The sequence below is a fragment of the Bacillus sp. 11C genome, assembly GCF_055486375.1.
In genome coordinates this window covers 130530-146053 of record NZ_JBUPVZ010000005.1, presented here as the reverse complement: position 1 = coordinate 146053, position 15524 = coordinate 130530, and the positions used below count along the sequence as shown (strand labels likewise).

The following is a 15524-nucleotide window of genomic DNA, read 5'->3' as shown; positions in this document are numbered from 1 at the left end:
GCTCAAAGTAACGAAAAACGATTTCGTTTGTAAGAGAATATGACAACCATTAGATGATCAGTCGCTGCATCCGCAAGGCAAGCCGCAAACGCATCGTCGTGTCAGGGTCTTTTAAGCTTTTGCCCAGCAGTTCCTCACATTTTTCAAGGCGGTAGATGACCGTATTCCGATGAACGTACAAACGCTTTGCCGTCTCGGAAATTTGGCAGTGTGTCTCTAAATAGACGGACAGCGTATGAAGCAGGCTTTGATCCTCCTGCTGTTTTTCAGCGAGGCTTTGAAGTGTCGAGTGATAAAATTTCTTCAAATCCTCAACCGGGAGCAGGCGGAGCAGCTCAGGCACATCTTTGGCGTGATACACCTGAATAAACGCCGTGCTTCTTGACAAATGCCCTGATTGCAGGGCATCAGATGCCTCTGTGAAAGCGTCGGGAATATCAATGAGCTTTTGGCATATATTGCTGATGCCGAAGGACACAGTCCGTTTAAATTGAGCTCTGACCTGTGTTTGGAACTGCTCTAAAAAGCTGGTTACCGAAGCGTGCATTTCATTCCAGCTGTCTGTCGCTTCGATCAGAATAATGCCGACATTTCCTTTAATAAAGAGATGGGGCGGAAACGGGAAGGCCGATAATTCGCCTTCAAGAAACTCGAATACGCTGTCGGAGGCGAGCTGATTTTCTGTAAAGCTGATCGATTCGTCATTTCGGTCGAGTTTTCCGGCGATGCACATATATTTTTGATCCCAACGCAGCTTAAATTCCTTCGCCCGGTTTTTGATTTCCTCGTCTGAAGAAAATGACCGTTCAATAAAATTGCTGAAAAACTCATTGCGCGCCCGCCGCCCGTATTGCTTCAGCGCATTTTCCTTCAGCAGTTCAAAAGAAATCACGTTGGCCGCTTGTTCAATCGTGAGAACCAATCCTTTGTCGCCGGCCTGCACCATGTCAAGTATCAGCAGGTAGCCGCAGTTTTTTTCGTGATTATAAATAGGAAGGACAGAATAGGTTTTCTGATCCGAGATCGCAGAGAAACAAGTGAAAAACGGCCCTGATATGGTATTCAGGGTTCCTTTCAGCTTTTCGGTTTCAAATGAAATCTGATGGGACGCAGACAGCATTTTAGCATGCTGGTCAAGCAGCAGCACGGGAAGCTGAAGGAGGTCTGACACCTTTTTGAGGAGAGATTGCAGCCCTTTGCCGCTCATAATGTGGTTTGTGAATTTTTTGTGCGCGTAAATGGCTTGCCGCAGCTCGTTAGAACGCATATCAAGAATGTGGCTGAGTGTCGCATTCACAATATCCCCGAGGCGGATGTGTTCGGGAAGCTCAATAATCGGGAACGCGTATGAATCGGCCAGCTCGATAATTTCCTTCGGGATATCCTCCAGGTAGCGTTTTGTTTTAATGCCGAGGCCCGCGCAGCCGCGTTTTGCCATTTGCTGAATCAGTTTAGATAACTGGTGCGGATGATCTTTCAGGTGATACGCGGTGGTGACGAGCAATTCATTTTTATGCAGAAAGTCTGCGATATCCGGAGCGTCCATCATATTGACATGCTGAACCTCTCTTTCTCCTCCTGCTTTTCCCGCGATTAAATGGGCGTTTTCATAAGCCGGTATTTTCATCACATCTAAAATATTCATAGCGCATTCTCCTTTTCTATAAAAAACATTAGTTAAGATGAATAATTTTCAATAGGAATTCTAGCGGTTTTGCTGATGTAATACGATCATAGTAGCAGTAAACTATTCAAAATAGAACGGATTGTGTTACATAAACTGACATGAAAAATCGTCATCCTTACATGGGGGGATCAGTATGAATTACGATATGGTGATAAAAGGTGCGAAAGCAGTTACGCCAAGTGGCGTTAAAAAAGCTGATATTGCAGTACGAAACGGTATCATTGCCGAGATTGGATCTGCCATTGAAGCAGGCGGGGCAGCTGTTGTACAGGCAAGCGGACAATATGTGTTTCCGGGTGCGGTAGACTGCCATGTTCATTTCAATGAACCGGGCAGAGAGGACTGGGAGGGGATTGAAACAGGCTCGCAGATGATGGCAGCAGGCGGCTGCACCACTTATTTTGATATGCCGCTCAATTGCATTCCATCAACCGTGACGGCAGAACATCTTCTCGCAAAAGCTGAACTCGGCAGGCAAAAATCAGCCGTGGATTTTGCGCTATGGGGCGGCCTCGTACCCGGCCATATCGAGGACATCCGCCCAATGGCTGAGGCGGGAGCGATCGGATTTAAAGCGTTTTTATCCAAATCAGGCACAGACGAGTTCACCTCTGTTGATGAACGGACATTGCTCAAAGGCATGACAGAAATCGCGTCTGCAGGAAAAATCCTCGCTCTTCACGCGGAGAGTGACGCGATTATTTGCAGATGGTTTTGGCTAATAAAGGAAGGGTGGATGCGGATGCGTACGCCGCCTCCCGCCCGGAGGAAGCCGAAGCTGAAGCGGTGTATCGCACGATACAGTATGCGAAGGCGACGGGGTGTCCGGTTCATTTTGTCCATATCAGCACGGCGAAAGCGGTTCGGCTGATCAGGGAGGCGAAACAGGAAGGCCTTGATGTTTCGGTCGAAACATGCCCGCATTATCTCTTGTTCAGCCACGATGATTTATGTGAAAAGGGCTCTGTCGCAAAATGCGCGCCCCCGCTCCGTTCACCGCAATCAAAGGAGGCGCTGATCAAGGCGCTCATTGCGGGGCATATTGACATGGTCTCCTCTGACCATTCTCCTTGCCGTCCGTCCTTAAAGCGGGAGGATAATTTATTTTTATCATGGGGCGGAATCAGCGGCGGGCAGTTCACTTTATTAGGAATGCTGGAACTGGCGCTTGAACATCAGATTCCGTTTGAAACCATCGCTGAATGGACAGCGGCGGCCCCTGCGAGACGATTCGGCCTGCAGCAAAAAGGGCGGCTTGAAGAGGGATGTGATGCGGATTTTGTCCTCGTCGGCATGGAGCCGTACACTGTCACGAGAGAATCGATGTTTGCAAAGCATAAGCTAAGCCTTTACGAAGGACATACATTTCCCTGCCTCATTTCGGCCACATACAGTAAAGGCCGGTGCGTGTACAGCGGCAGGGACAAAGCAGAAAGAGCAATTGACGGAGCGCTGGTCGTTCCATCGTAAAAAACCCCGGCAGATTTTATGTTGCCGGGGTTTTTTCCTCTAGTTTTTCTTCAATAAAATCCGCAGTATGCTTTACTCCATCTTCTTGATCAATAAGAGCTGCAGCTTCAGAAGCCCGTTGAGAATACGTATGGTTGGAGACCAGTTCGTGGATTCTGGAAACGAAGACTTCAACTGACATCTTTTTTTCTTTCAGAGGGGCAGCAGCCACTCCGATGTCTCGCATTTTTCTTGCCCAAAAAGGCTGATCCCCAGAGAATGGGCATATTATCATTGGTTTGCCAGCCTTCAATGCCGCGGCCGTAGTCCCGGCGCCACCATGATGAATGACTGCTCGTGATTGAGGAAAAATCCAGCTGTGAGGCATGGACCTGGCTGTGAAAATATGAGGTGAATCTGTTGTCCGTTTGATCCCGCTCCAGCCCGTCAGCAAAATGGCGCGCTGCCCGGCTTCTTTGAATGCTTGCTGAAGCATGTTCAGTATGTGATCCGGGTTTCGTAATGGCATACTGCTAAAACTAACGGTAAAAGGAGGCGGCCCCGCTTCTAAAAAATGCAACAGCTCAGGTGGAGGGGTCCAGGCATCTTTGTCTAAAAACCAGAATCCTTTCATTGAAACATGACCTTCCCATTGTTGGTCAAAGGGAATGATGGAAGGGCTGCATCCATACAGAACAGGAATATGCTTTCCATTCAGTACGGAATCATCCTTAAAAACAGAACGTTTACCAGACAGGCCGAGTGTCTCATGTCTCCACTTGTTAACCAGCGAAAAAAATGATGCGGTTAATAATCGATTGATTTTAAAACTGGCCCTGTTAAGCGTTCCGCTCCGCATGGCAAATGGCAAGACAGGATTTGCAAAATGGCGGGTGGGAGCTATAACAGGAACGGGGTGAGCAATAAAGGCAGGGATGTGCAGGGCTTCGGCAAGATCATAACCGCCAAATACTTTAGGGTGATAAATGATTGCATCGGCATCTTGAGAGACCGCCCAAATATCGTCTAACATTTGTTCCATCATTGGGTAAATGACGGTTTTCAGTTGTCTGACGATTGATATTGGATTTCCTTTCAGCATGTTTTTCCCTTCTTCTGATTGCGTCAAATCTGCGTAATCGGCTCTGATGGCTGAAAAGGAGAGCCTGTTTTTCTCCGTTAGATCTTTGAACGCGTCTTCAGTGCAAATCGTCACATGATGACCGCGTCTTGATAATTCTTTTCCCAATGCGATAAAAGGCTGTACATCGCCCCTCGTCCCGATCGTAAGCAGGTTGATTTTCATGATTCGCCTCCGGAATGTCATTCATTACCACTAATTTATCATACATAAGCACCTATCAGTTTTTAAAATGCAATCAACGTGGTATCTTTTTTGAAGGAGGCGGAGGCAATGGAACATATCAAATACATACTCAAGCAATCATGGTCGCGTCATACGAGCTCTAAATGGACGGAAGAATGCCCGTCGTCCGGCCAATGCGGTGTGACGGCTTTGGTGATACAGGATCAATTCGGCGGCGCCATTTATAAAACAAAAGTCGGTGAGAGCTGGCATTTTTATAACAGCATCAATGGCTTGATGTACGATTTTACGAGTGAACAGTTTCAGGCGCCTATTGACTATCAGCATATTCCATCCTCAAGGGAAGAGGCGTTTTTAGATACGAATGAGGAACAATATCAGCATCTTTGTTCAGCGTTTTCCCGCTACATGAATAGCATTTCCGAGGAAACCTGAAAACACGTGTGATAAACTGGAAGAGAGGTGAATGATTGTGATTTATATCGGACTGACGGGATGGGGGGATCATGACAGCATCTATCCGCCGAAAACGGCCAGCCAGAAAAAATTGCAGGCCTATTCCTCCCATTTTCCGATCGTTGAATTAGACGCGAGCTTTTACGCGATTCAGCCGGCGCGAAATAATGAAAAGTGGGTGAAGGAAACGCCGGAAACCTTCCAATTTATCGTGAAAGCGTATCAGGGCATGACGGGGCATCAGCGCGGCGACATTCCCTTTGACTCAAAAGAGGAGATGTTTGACGCGTTTAAGGTGTCTTTAACGCCATATTTACATAGCAATAAGCTCGCCATGGTGCTGTTTCAATTTCCGCCGTGGTTTGACTGCAAGAAGGAGAATGTCGCTTATTTGAGATGGTGCAAGCACCAAATGGGCGATATCCCATGCGCGCTTGAATTCAGAAACCGCTCCTGGTTCTCGCCGCCATTTTATGAGCAGACGCTTTCATTTATGAAAGCGGAAGGCTGGATTCACAGTGTCTGTGATGAACCGCAAATCGGAGAAGGCAGCGTGCCGACTGTGCTGCGCGCGACCGATGAAAACAAAACGCTTGTCAGGTTTCACGGGCGCAACAAGCAGGGCTGGATGAAGCCTGATGGCGGGAAAAACTGGCGGGAGGTCAGGTACTTATACCGCTACAATCAACAAGAGCTGGCGGATTGGAAAAAGCGCCTGAATGAATTGCAGCAGCAATGTAAGGATGTTTTTGTCCTGTTCAATAACAATTCCGGCGGAGACGCCGCGGATAACGGCAAGCAGATGCTTGAACTGCTTGATATCGAGTATGGCGGACTTGCTCCGAGACAGCTCGATTTATTTTAGAAAAGAGGTTTTATTTGATGTCTTTTGTGATTTTGGCCGTACTGGGATTAGTTGCAGGTACGGTAGGAAGCCTGATTGGACTTGGCGGCGGAATTGTTATCGTGCCGTCTCTGATGTTTTTGAGCACAGTGACGCCGCTGTTTCAAGATGTGACGCCGCAGATCGCGATTGGGACTTCGCTTTTGGTCATTATTTTTACGGGTCTTTCTTCAACTTTGGCTTATATTAAATATAAAACCGTTGATTATAAAAGCGGGCTCATATTCTTTATTGGTTCAGGTCCCGGCAGTATTATCGGGGCTTATGTGTCAAAGCTGTTCAGTTCAAACTCTTTTTCCATTTGGTTTGGCATTTTTATGATTCTGATTTCATTAACCTTAATGCTGAAAGCGAAAGCCCGGCCGGTCAACAAAGCTCATAAAGGAATTATTCGGACATTTCAGGATGAGGCTGGTGAGCCTTATACGTATTCATATCAGGCCCCTGTCGGCATTGCGATTGCTTTTGTTGTCGGCTTTTTAGGCGGGCTTTTCGGAATAGGCGGCGGATCGCTCATGGTTCCGGCGATGATGCTGTTATTCCTGTTTCCGCCGAAGGTTGCGGTGGCAACGTCCATGTTTATTATATTCCTGTCCTCAATGACAGGGTCTGTTTCACATATTATTTCCGGGCACGTCAATTGGCTGTACGCCCTCGCGCTTGTGCCCGGCGCTTGGATTGGCGGAAAGTTTGGCGCCGCCATCAACAGAAAAATGCAGACGAAAACGATCGTGATGATCATGCGGATCGTGTTGATTTTGATCGGCTGCCAGCTCATTTATGAAGGCATCTTCAGCTGAACGATTAGGGAGAGATAATATGAAAGAGAAGCTCCGCTTATATCATACCAATGATTTGCACAGCCATTTTGAAAACTGGCCGAAAATTGTAGATTATATCGAGCAGAAAAGAAAAGAGCGTCAATCAGACAGCGGAGAGACGCTCGTTTTTGATATTGGCGATCATCTTGATCGTTTTCATTTCGTGACAGAGGCGACTTTCGGAAAAGCGAATGTCGATCTCTTAAACCGTCTTCATATTGATGGAGCGGCGATCGGCAATAACGAAGGGATCACGCTTCCGCATGAAGAGCTCGCTGCCTTATATCATCATGCTGAATTTCCCGTTATCGTCTCCAATCTGTATGACAAAAACGGAAACCGTCCATCCTGGGCGGTTCCTTACCATATCAAATCATTGAAAAACGGTATGTCCATTGCTATCTTAGGCGTAACTGTGCCGTATTATCCTGTCTATGACAAGCTGGGATGGACAGTAACCGATGCCCTTGAAAGCGTAAAGGAAACCATTCAGGAAGTGAAAGAGCAGGCTGACATCATCGTTCTGCTGTCGCATTTAGGCATTCTTGATGATCAGGCAATGGCTGAAGCGGTCCCTGAGATTGATGTGATCCTCGAATCGCACACCCATCATTTGCTTGAAGATGGACAAGTGGTAAACGGCGTGTTGCTTGCCAGCGCCGAGAAATACGGGCATTATGTCGGCTGTGTAGAAATCACAGTCGACAGCGTACAGCGAAGCATCATCAGCAAAACAGCGTCTGTGCAGAACATGGCGGAATGGACAGGAGAATCCGAAGAAACAAAAGCGTTTCTTCATGAAAAAGAATGCGAAGCCGAAGATAGGCTGTCCGATGCCGTTGCGGAGCTTGCGCAAGATGCTGAGGTGAAGTGGTTTGAAGAATCAGAGCTGCCTTTGCTATTGGCATTCGCGCTAAAGGAATGGTGCGGGACAGACATCAGCATGGTGAATTCCGGTGTCATTCTCGGTCCGCTGAGAGCGGGCCCTGTGACGAAGCTGGATCTGCACCGCATCTGTCCCCATCCGATCAACCCGGTGGCTGTCCGGCTGACGGGCGAAGAACTGAAAGAGACCATTGTCCATGCCGCTTCCGAACAAATGGAGCAGCTCCGGATCAAAGGGCTCGGCTTCCGCGGAGAAGTAATGGGGAAAATGGTGTACGCGGGTGTTGATGTAGAAACGAAACGGCTGGATGACGGGATCACGCATGTCACACGCGTCACGCTGAACGGGGAAGAGATTGATAAACATAAACAATACTCCGTTGCCGTGCTTGACATGTTTACGCTCGGCAGACTGTTCCCGATCATCCGCGACGCCGCAGAAAAAGAATACTTTATGCCGGAGTTTTTGCGGGATCTGCTCGCATGGAAGCTCGCGCAATAAGGAGGTCAGCCCACAACAAGCTCTGCCCTTCATCATAAAGTGATGAATGAAGGGAGAGGTTGACGTGGTAAATCTGACACCAATCATGATAGAAGGACAGCCTTTTACAGCTGTGACAGTGAAGCTTCCAAAAACAAATTTTATGGCGGTAACTAATGATCATGGATACATTATGTGCGGGGCGCTTGATGTGGCGCTGCTGAATGAAAAATTAAAGGAGCGGGGCATTGTGGCGGGGCGCGCAGTTGGGGTACGCACCATTGACCAGCTGTTAGACGCACCTTTAGAATCCGTCACGTACGCCGCGGAAGATCTCGGCATCCATGCCGGCATGAGCGGCAGAGAAGCGCTTTTAAAAATGGTGAAATAAAATAATTTGGCCCGGCTATTACTATGTCCCCTCTTACAAGCATACATTGTGATATGTAAGGGGGGATTTTCTTGCCAAGATATCGCGGCCCTTTTCGCAAGAGAGGACCTTTGCCTTTCCGGTACGTGCTGCTCTTGTCGGTTGCCTTTTTTATCCTTTCGACAACAGTCAGCCTCTGGATGATCAATGGCTCGATTAAACCTGTTTTAATGAGTATCGGCGAGATGGAAACGAAGCGTATAGCGACAGAGGTGATTCAGGATTCAATTGAGGATTATATGTCTGACAGTGAAAATATGAAAGATATGTTTCAAATGAATTCTGATGAAAACGGAAAATTAACGACAATCGATTTTAATACACAGGTTATAAACAGTGTGAAAACAAAAGTGACAAAGCAGCTTCAGGCTCATTTGAAAGAGATGGAAACCCACACCGGGCACAGCGGGGCCAGTGAGAATATAATGATCAACATTCCGCTGGGACAGGTAACAGGCAACAGTCTCCTTGGAAACCTGGGGCCAAAAATACCGGTCCGGTTCAATTTAATCGGTGACGCTTTTACAGATGTCAAAACCAAAATCAAGCCGTATGGCATTAATAATGCACTTATTGATATCAGCATCTTTGTCGAAATTAAAGTGAAGGTTATCATTCCGTTTGCAAGCAAAACCGCTGTCATCACAAATAACGTTCCTGTATCGATTAAAGCAGTGCAGGGCGAAGTGCCGCAGTTTTATAACGGAAGCGGCGGCTCAGGTGTCACCCCTTCTGTCCAGCTTCCAAGCAGCAAAGAAGAGGACGGTGCCGATTCGAAAAGTGAAAAAGGCAGTCAATAAGCCGCCTGTTTTAGAGGCGGCTTTTCGTTATTTCTTTTTTTTGTACTCATAACGCTCCCACGCTCTCAAATGCGGGTATGGATCAAACGACCATTCGGTTTTTCCGTTATCTTTATACATGCCGTAGTGAAGGTGCGGCGGGAACTTCCCGGCGGTTCCCGGCGGGCCGTATCCTGAGCTGCCGACTGACCCGATCACTTGGCCGGGCTCAACGATTTGCCCTGCTTTTATCCCTTTGGCAAATCCATTAAGATGGGCAAAATAATGATACGTATTGTTAATGTCTCTGATGCCGATTCTCCATCCGCCGAAGCGGTTCCAGCCCTTCATTTCAACTACGCCGTAACAGGTGGATCTGACCGGAAGGCCGTAACGGGCAAAAATATCCGTGCCTTCATGAATCCGTCTCCCTCCGAAGCCCCGTGCATCTCCCCACGTGCTTCGATAGCTGTAATCGGTTCTGATCGGAAGCGGAAACGCATGCTCGTCCAGATCAATATGCCCGTAAGTTTTAAACAGCTTCATGAATTCAGAGATGATCCCCACCGTCTGGTCACGCCGGTAATAATTCCAAAGCCCGATGCGGATGTTGTTTTCATCTGTGCCATACGACAGCAAGTATTGGCTGAATGTATACAAAATATCGTCATCATTGCTGACCTCGGCTTTCCCGTCACCGTCACCATCCATACCGATTCCGTCAAACACTTTAATGCTCAACGGCGCATCGTCTTTCGGATTCGGGTTTTCAGGTCCGCTCCAGATTTCATCGGGTATATAGATGCTGATAATTCCCGCTTTGTCAGGCAGGTCTTTTCGGTTGCTTCGCACATTTTCCTCGTATTGATCTACTGCGGCGAGCGCATACCAAGGAATTTGCGTCACAGCCTCGACTTTATGATATAATTCCATCCGTTTCGACAGCACTGAATCAGAAAGCTTTTTTGCAAACGCAGAAGGCTCAAACGCAAACAAAAGGAGAAGAAGAGCGGATAACAAAACTTTCACAAAAATAATCTCCTTTCATATTGAATACACATAGTTTGCGGCAAGCCGGCTTAAAAATGTCAGTAATCATCTTCCCTTGTCGAGAAATTTTTCCTATGTTAAAGTGTCTAAAGAAAAGACTTTCTTTAGTTAGAAAAACATGATTTATGCTGCAGAAAAAAAACCTGCACCTTTCTCGTTTTCAGAATGTTTCGTGCCAGAAATTTGAGTATATTGGATATTGGAGATGATGGGAATTGGCAAAGAAAGACGAACACCTCAGAAAGCCCGAATGGCTCAAAATCAAATTAAATACAAATGAAAACTATACAGGGCTCAAAAAACTCATGCGGGAAAACAACCTGCATACCGTATGCGAAGAAGCTAAATGTCCGAATATTCATGAATGCTGGGCGGTCAGACGTACAGCGACATTTATGATTTTAGGTTCTGTTTGCACAAGAGCATGCCGTTTTTGTGCTGTCAAAACGGGCCTTCCAACTGAGCTTGATCTGCAAGAGCCGGAACGCGTAGCGGATTCTGTCGCCCTTATGAATCTGAAACACGCGGTCATTACGGCTGTTGCGCGTGACGACCAGAAAGACGGCGGAGCTGGCATTTTCGCGGAAACGGTCCGTGCGATCCGCAGAAAAAGCCCGTTCACGACAATTGAGGTGCTCCCGTCTGATATGGGCGGAAACTACGATAACCTGAAAACCTTGATGGATACACGCCCAGACATCCTGAATCACAATATCGAAACGGTTCGCCGCCTGACGCCAAGAATCCGCGCGCGCGCGACGTACGACCGTTCACTGGAATTTTTGCGCCGTGCGAAAGAAATGCAGCCTGATATTCCGACAAAATCAAGCATCATGATCGGACTCGGTGAAACGAAAGAGGAAATTATTGAAGTTATGGACGACCTCTTGGCAAACAACGTGGATATTATGGCAATCGGCCAATATCTGCAGCCGACGAAGAAACACTTGAAAGTCCAAAAATACTATCACCCTGACGAATTTGCAGAATTAAAGGAAATCGCGATGCAAAAAGGCTTCAGCCACTGTGAAGCCGGTCCGCTTGTCCGTTCATCTTACCATGCCGATGAACAGGTGAACGAAGCATCTAAAAAGCGCCAAGCACAAGCATAATGCCAAAACGCCAGATCATCTGGCGTTTTTGTCATTCCTATTGATTTTCATGTCCTGGCGGGTTTCTCCGTTGGCATTTTCATTCTCTGAGACAGGGCTTCCTTGCGGAGAGGTTTTCATTTCTTCAATCGTCCTCGACATGTTCTCTCTGATATTTCTGGAACCGGAGCCGATATGGCTGTCATTTTCGATGGACTGCATATGGTTTGGGTTATCGGAAATATACACATGATAGTATCGCGGAATCACTGAAGCGGCTGTTTTTTTCACCTGATCGGCCGTCAGCACGCGGTTTTTGGAATCGGTTTTGTATACGACAAGCGCTTCTTGATCGGTCACCAGCGTTGCAGCCTCTTGAATATGGGGGAGCTGAACCGTTAAACTTGATATCATGTGAGCGGTTTCTTTCCGGTTCATCACCGGTGCTTGCTGCTGTTCGCCATCGAATTGTTCTTTTTGATAGCGGACATAGCCAAATTGTTCGTTCTTATCATGCCGGTTAAAAGCCTCGTTGCGGTCAGACACATGAATGGGTCTGGTTTGATTCTGCGTCTGATTTTGGGCGTTTTGCTCGGCATTATCAAATCCTGCGCCTCCGCACCCGGATAAAAGCCCAGTCAACAGGCAGAGACTGACAGCAGTTCGTTTCATATATAAATCCCTCCTCATATGTAGGGTAGCCAAATCGCATGATTTATTCTTTAGCAATTGATGGGGACGGGGCAATGAATTATGATAGGAATGAGTGAAAAAGAGGTGAGATCATGATTCTTATTCAAAATGCCGAATTTGAATTGGTGCACAATTTCAAAGAAGGCTTCAACGAAGAGGCTTTTAAAGCCCGCTACTCCGATATTTTAAATAAATACGATTATATTGTGGGAGACTGGGGGTACGGTCAGCTCAGGCTCAAGGGCTTCTTTGACGACCAGAATCAAAAGGCAACCTTCGAAACGAAAATCAGCACACTAGATGAATACATTTACGAATACTGCAATTTCGGCTGTGCGTATTTTGTCTTGAAACGGATCAGAAAATAAACATACACAAAGGGGATGCTGTCATGTATTTTGTTGACAGAAACAAGATCGAGCAAACACTCGGGTTCTTTGAGCACCAGCTGGCGCTTTTTAACTCACAAAGAGATTGGCAGTCTGAAATCGAGAGACTGGCGCTTGATCGTATAGGCCATCTCTTAATCGAGTGCATTCTGGATACAGGCAATGACATGATTGACGGTTTTATTATGCGGGACCCGGGCAGCTATAATGACATTATGGACATACTTGTTGATGAAAAAGTTGTCACGGAAAAAGAGGGAACTGAGCTCAAGAAATTGATCGCCTACCGCAAAACATTGGTTCAGCAGTACCTGCTCGCTGACAGCGCCGAGCTTTACAGGCTGATCACGGCGCATCAGACAGCTCTTCAAGACTTCCCGAAACGGATCAGAAGCTACTTGGAAACAGAGCTTGGCCCTGTTTCCGCGTTTAAATAACAACTGGAAAGCCACAGGAGTGTTGGACATGAAAACATATAAAGGGTATTTAATTGATTTAGACGGAACAATGTACAATGGCACGGAAAAAATCGAGGAAGCGTGTGAATTTGTCAGAACGCTGAAAGCGCGCGGCGTTCCTTATCTTTTCGTGACAAACAACTCTTCGCGCACACCGAAGCAGGTGGCGGACAAGCTCGTGTCTTTTGATATTCCTGCAACGGAAGAGCAGGTCTTCACGACCAGCATGGCGACTGCCCAGCATATCGCCCAGCAGAAAAAAGACGCGTCTGTGTATGTGATCGGGGAAGAAGGAATCCGTCAGGCGATTGAAGAAAACGGCCTGACGTTTGGCGGGGAAAACGCGGATTTTGTCGTTGTTGGTATTGACCGTTCCATTACATACGAAAAATTTGCTGTCGGCTGCCTGGCCATCAGAAATGGCGCCCGCTTTATTTCCACAAACGGAGATATTGCGATCCCCACCGAAAGAGGCCTCCTGCCTGGAAACGGTTCGCTGACATCTGTATTAACCGTATCCACAGGCGTACAGCCGGTATTTATCGGCAAGCCGGAATCCATCATTATGGAGCAGGCGATGCGCGTTCTCGGAACGGATGTGTCCGAAACACTCATGGTCGGCGACAACTACGCGACGGACATTATGGCCGGCATTAACGCCGGTATGGATACGCTGCTTGTGCACACAGGCGTAACAAAAAGAGAGCATATGACAGACGATTTGGAAAAACCGGCTTACGCCATTGACTCACTGACTGAATGGATTCCATACATTTAAAAAAGGGCGCCCCAAAAGGGTGCCCTTATTCTGTGTGCCGCGCGCGGTGTGCGAGCCTGCTTGAGGCCGCCGCGGAAATCGCTCCGACGATGTCATCTAGAAAGGTATGGCATTCGCCGGTTGATTTATCATTCAAATGTTTAAGGATTCCGGGTTTTTCTTTATCGATGTAACCGTAGTTCGTAAACCCGATTGATCCGTAAATATTCACGATGGAAAATGCCAGAACTTCATCCACTCCATATAAACTTTCATCTGTTTCCAGCATCGTTTGCACTGGTTCAGACAGTTTTTTCTGCTCAGCAAGAACATCCAATTCAATGCCCGTTAAAATCGCGTTTTGCACCTCGCGTTTTGCGAGAACGCGATTGACGTTCAACGTGCATTCATCAATGTGTAAATCCGGATGATATTTTTTTTGCAGGAAAAAGACTAGCTCGGCAATGTCTGACACCTCAACGCCGCGCTCCTTCATCCGTGCTCTTGCTTTTGCTTCCATCTGGCTGATTTGTTCGTTTTCTGACATCAGTTTCACCCAATCTTTTTTACTAGTTTATACAAAATATTTGAGATGTTTACGACTTTTTCTTGCGTCTTCGTCGGATTAAAATATGTATTCATAATTCCGGACGTGTATGACTACGATGTGATGAGCCCTAATTCAATAGGCAGGTGATCATGGTGAAAGGCACAATAAAAGAAAAATATGGTATTCATATCAGACAGCTTTCCATGTATCAACACACATATCAATGCTTTCAGACACCGAATTCATTCTTTCTGATTGTCCCCGTTTCCCAATTCTCAGATACAGAGTTGGCGGAGCTTTATTACATGAGTCAGTATTTACAAGAACAAAGTGACCCATACGTTCCGATTTTTATCTTTACAAAACAAGGTGAGCTGACATTTGAACATGAGGGAAAAACGTACGCTCTGCTAAAAGCGGCACCACCTTATTCAAACCGGGCGTTCTCCATTGGGGCGGAACTGGCTGAATTTCACCGAAAAGGCAGAGGGTACCCGTATGAAGTGAAAGCAGCCGGAAGAATCGGCCAGTGGAAAGATTTGTGGGGAAAACGCATTGATCAGCTGGAAGTGTTTTGGCAGCGAAAGGTTCAAACTCCTCCGCACGAGCCATTCGACAAAAAAATGATCGAATCATTTCCATATTATTTAGGACTGTCAGAAAACGCGATACAATATTTAGTGGACACTGAGCTGGATGACAAACCCCAAGCCGCTGATTCTGGAACGATATGCCATCAGCGGATGGAAAGACATACGTGGTCATCCGAATCTTTGATCAGGATTCCTGCGGATTGGGTATTTGACCACGCTTCACGCGATTTGGCTGAGTATATGAGGCATACGTTTTTGCATCACAGACAAGATTTTAATCAGCAGGGCTTTCTCTTTTTACAGGAATACGAGAAAATCACACCGCTGTCTTCGTTTTCAAAACGTCTCCTGTACAGCCGTCTGCTCTTTCCGCTTCATTATTTTGAAATCGTGGAGAGCTACTACATGTCATCAGAATCAGAAAAGCATTATTATGAAGAGCAGCTTGACTTCATTCTGAATGATTGCGGACGCTATGAACAATTTCTTAATACAGCACAGGAATTCATGAATATGCGGGCGCAGAAGCCATTTGTTCCCCGCGTAAGCTGGCTCGGCAAAGGAAGCCGCGGATGAGGAGAAAATCTGACAAAAATAATTAGAAAATAAAGAATCTTGTCATATCAGTAGGTTAAGCGTTTACATTCGTAAAATTCAGCCTATTGCTATCTTGTCAAAACAAGAGCGGGCTTATATAATGTTTGTAACTTATATGTCTGTGTTG

At 46.7% G+C, this 15524-nt stretch carries 16 protein-coding genes and 1 pseudogene; 12 read left to right on the top strand and 5 right to left on the bottom strand.

Going from position 1 to position 15524, the window contains the following annotated elements; translation table 11 throughout:
* Positions 1-49 precede the first annotated feature (49 nt).
* Positions 50-1645, bottom strand: a complete 1596-nt coding sequence (pucR, locus tag ACY3LV_RS09440) for a purine catabolism transcriptional regulator PucR (RefSeq protein ID WP_333560818.1) — start codon at positions 1643-1645, stop codon at positions 50-52.
* A gap of 175 nt (positions 1646-1820) precedes the next feature.
* Here pucR and ACY3LV_RS09435 point away from each other — a divergent pair.
* Positions 1821-3157 (top strand): annotated as a pseudogene (locus ACY3LV_RS09435) (allantoinase).
* 16 nt (positions 3158-3173) lie between these two features.
* On the opposite strand, the gene ACY3LV_RS09430 reads toward ACY3LV_RS09435, so the two are convergent.
* Positions 3174-4442: a glycosyltransferase gene (locus ACY3LV_RS09430; protein ID WP_333560816.1), complete on the bottom strand. Its 1269-nt coding sequence runs from the start codon at positions 4440-4442 to the stop codon at positions 3174-3176.
* A gap of 108 nt (positions 4443-4550) precedes the next feature.
* Here ACY3LV_RS09430 and ACY3LV_RS09425 point away from each other — a divergent pair, with 108 nt between their 5' ends.
* From ACY3LV_RS09425 to yunB, 6 genes are all read left to right on the top strand, one after another.
* Entirely contained in the window at positions 4551-4898 is a 348-nt protein-coding gene (locus ACY3LV_RS09425) for a YunG family protein (protein ID WP_333560815.1), read from the top strand.
* A 37-nt stretch (positions 4899-4935) separates the two neighbouring features.
* Positions 4936-5784 carry a DUF72 domain-containing protein gene (locus ACY3LV_RS09420; protein ID WP_148964111.1) on the top strand — a complete coding sequence of 283 codons (849 nt, stop codon included), beginning with the start codon at positions 4936-4938 and terminating at the stop codon, positions 5782-5784.
* Between the two features lie 17 nt (positions 5785-5801).
* Positions 5802-6623 (top strand): sulfite exporter TauE/SafE family protein, encoded by an 822-nt coding sequence (locus tag ACY3LV_RS09415; protein WP_333560814.1) that lies wholly within the window; start codon positions 5802-5804, stop codon positions 6621-6623.
* Between the two features lie 19 nt (positions 6624-6642).
* Positions 6643-8031 carry a bifunctional metallophosphatase/5'-nucleotidase gene (locus tag ACY3LV_RS09410; RefSeq protein ID WP_464863670.1) on the top strand — a complete coding sequence of 463 codons (1389 nt, stop codon included), beginning with the start codon at positions 6643-6645 and terminating at the stop codon, positions 8029-8031.
* A gap of 64 nt (positions 8032-8095) precedes the next feature.
* Positions 8096-8401 carry a YunC family protein gene (locus tag ACY3LV_RS09405; protein WP_003240935.1) on the top strand — a complete coding sequence of 102 codons (306 nt, stop codon included), beginning with the start codon at positions 8096-8098 and terminating at the stop codon, positions 8399-8401.
* A gap of 71 nt (positions 8402-8472) precedes the next feature.
* Positions 8473-9240 (top strand): sporulation protein YunB, encoded by a 768-nt coding sequence (gene yunB / locus ACY3LV_RS09400; protein WP_333518498.1) that lies wholly within the window; start codon positions 8473-8475, stop codon positions 9238-9240.
* Positions 9241-9267: 27 nt separating this feature from the next.
* On the opposite strand, the gene lytH is transcribed toward yunB, so the two are convergent.
* Positions 9268-10248: an L-Ala--D-Glu endopeptidase gene (gene lytH, locus ACY3LV_RS09395; RefSeq protein WP_087993330.1), complete on the bottom strand. Its 981-nt coding sequence runs from the start codon at positions 10246-10248 to the stop codon at positions 9268-9270.
* A gap of 236 nt (positions 10249-10484) precedes the next feature.
* Between lytH and lipA the strand changes: the two genes are divergently transcribed.
* Positions 10485-11381: a lipoyl synthase gene (lipA, locus tag ACY3LV_RS09390; RefSeq protein WP_087993329.1), complete on the top strand. Its 897-nt coding sequence runs from the start codon at positions 10485-10487 to the stop codon at positions 11379-11381.
* Between the two features lie 15 nt (positions 11382-11396).
* Here lipA and ACY3LV_RS09385 read toward each other — a convergent pair whose 3' ends face one another.
* A complete protein-coding gene (locus ACY3LV_RS09385; RefSeq protein WP_202328121.1) occupies positions 11397-12032 on the bottom strand; it encodes a YhcN/YlaJ family sporulation lipoprotein in 636 nt (211 codons plus the stop codon).
* A 113-nt stretch (positions 12033-12145) separates the two neighbouring features.
* On the opposite strand from ACY3LV_RS09385, the gene ACY3LV_RS09380 reads away from it, so the two are divergent.
* The 3 genes from ACY3LV_RS09380 to nucF are packed head-to-tail and all read left to right on the top strand — an operon-like array spanning position 12146 to position 13678.
* Positions 12146-12421 (top strand): YutD family protein, encoded by a 276-nt coding sequence (locus ACY3LV_RS09380; RefSeq protein WP_087993327.1) that lies wholly within the window; start codon positions 12146-12148, stop codon positions 12419-12421.
* 23 nt (positions 12422-12444) lie between these two features.
* Positions 12445-12879 carry a DUF86 domain-containing protein gene (locus tag ACY3LV_RS09375; RefSeq protein ID WP_087993326.1) on the top strand — a complete coding sequence of 145 codons (435 nt, stop codon included), beginning with the start codon at positions 12445-12447 and terminating at the stop codon, positions 12877-12879.
* Positions 12880-12907: 28 nt separating this feature from the next.
* Complete coding sequence (gene nucF, locus ACY3LV_RS09370) at positions 12908-13678, top strand: 5' nucleotidase NucF (RefSeq protein ID WP_087993325.1); 771 nt, start codon at positions 12908-12910, stop codon at positions 13676-13678.
* A gap of 25 nt (positions 13679-13703) precedes the next feature.
* Here the strand turns inward: nucF and ACY3LV_RS09365 are convergent, their stop codons facing one another.
* A complete protein-coding gene (locus ACY3LV_RS09365) occupies positions 13704-14204 on the bottom strand; it encodes a phosphatidylglycerophosphatase A family protein (RefSeq protein WP_087993324.1) in 501 nt (166 codons plus the stop codon).
* 152 nt (positions 14205-14356) lie between these two features.
* On the opposite strand from ACY3LV_RS09365, the gene cotNH reads away from it, so the two are divergent.
* Complete coding sequence (cotNH, locus tag ACY3LV_RS09360) at positions 14357-15376, top strand: spore coat-associated protein CotNH (RefSeq protein WP_202328122.1); 1020 nt, start codon at positions 14357-14359, stop codon at positions 15374-15376.
* Positions 15377-15524 lie beyond the last annotated feature (148 nt).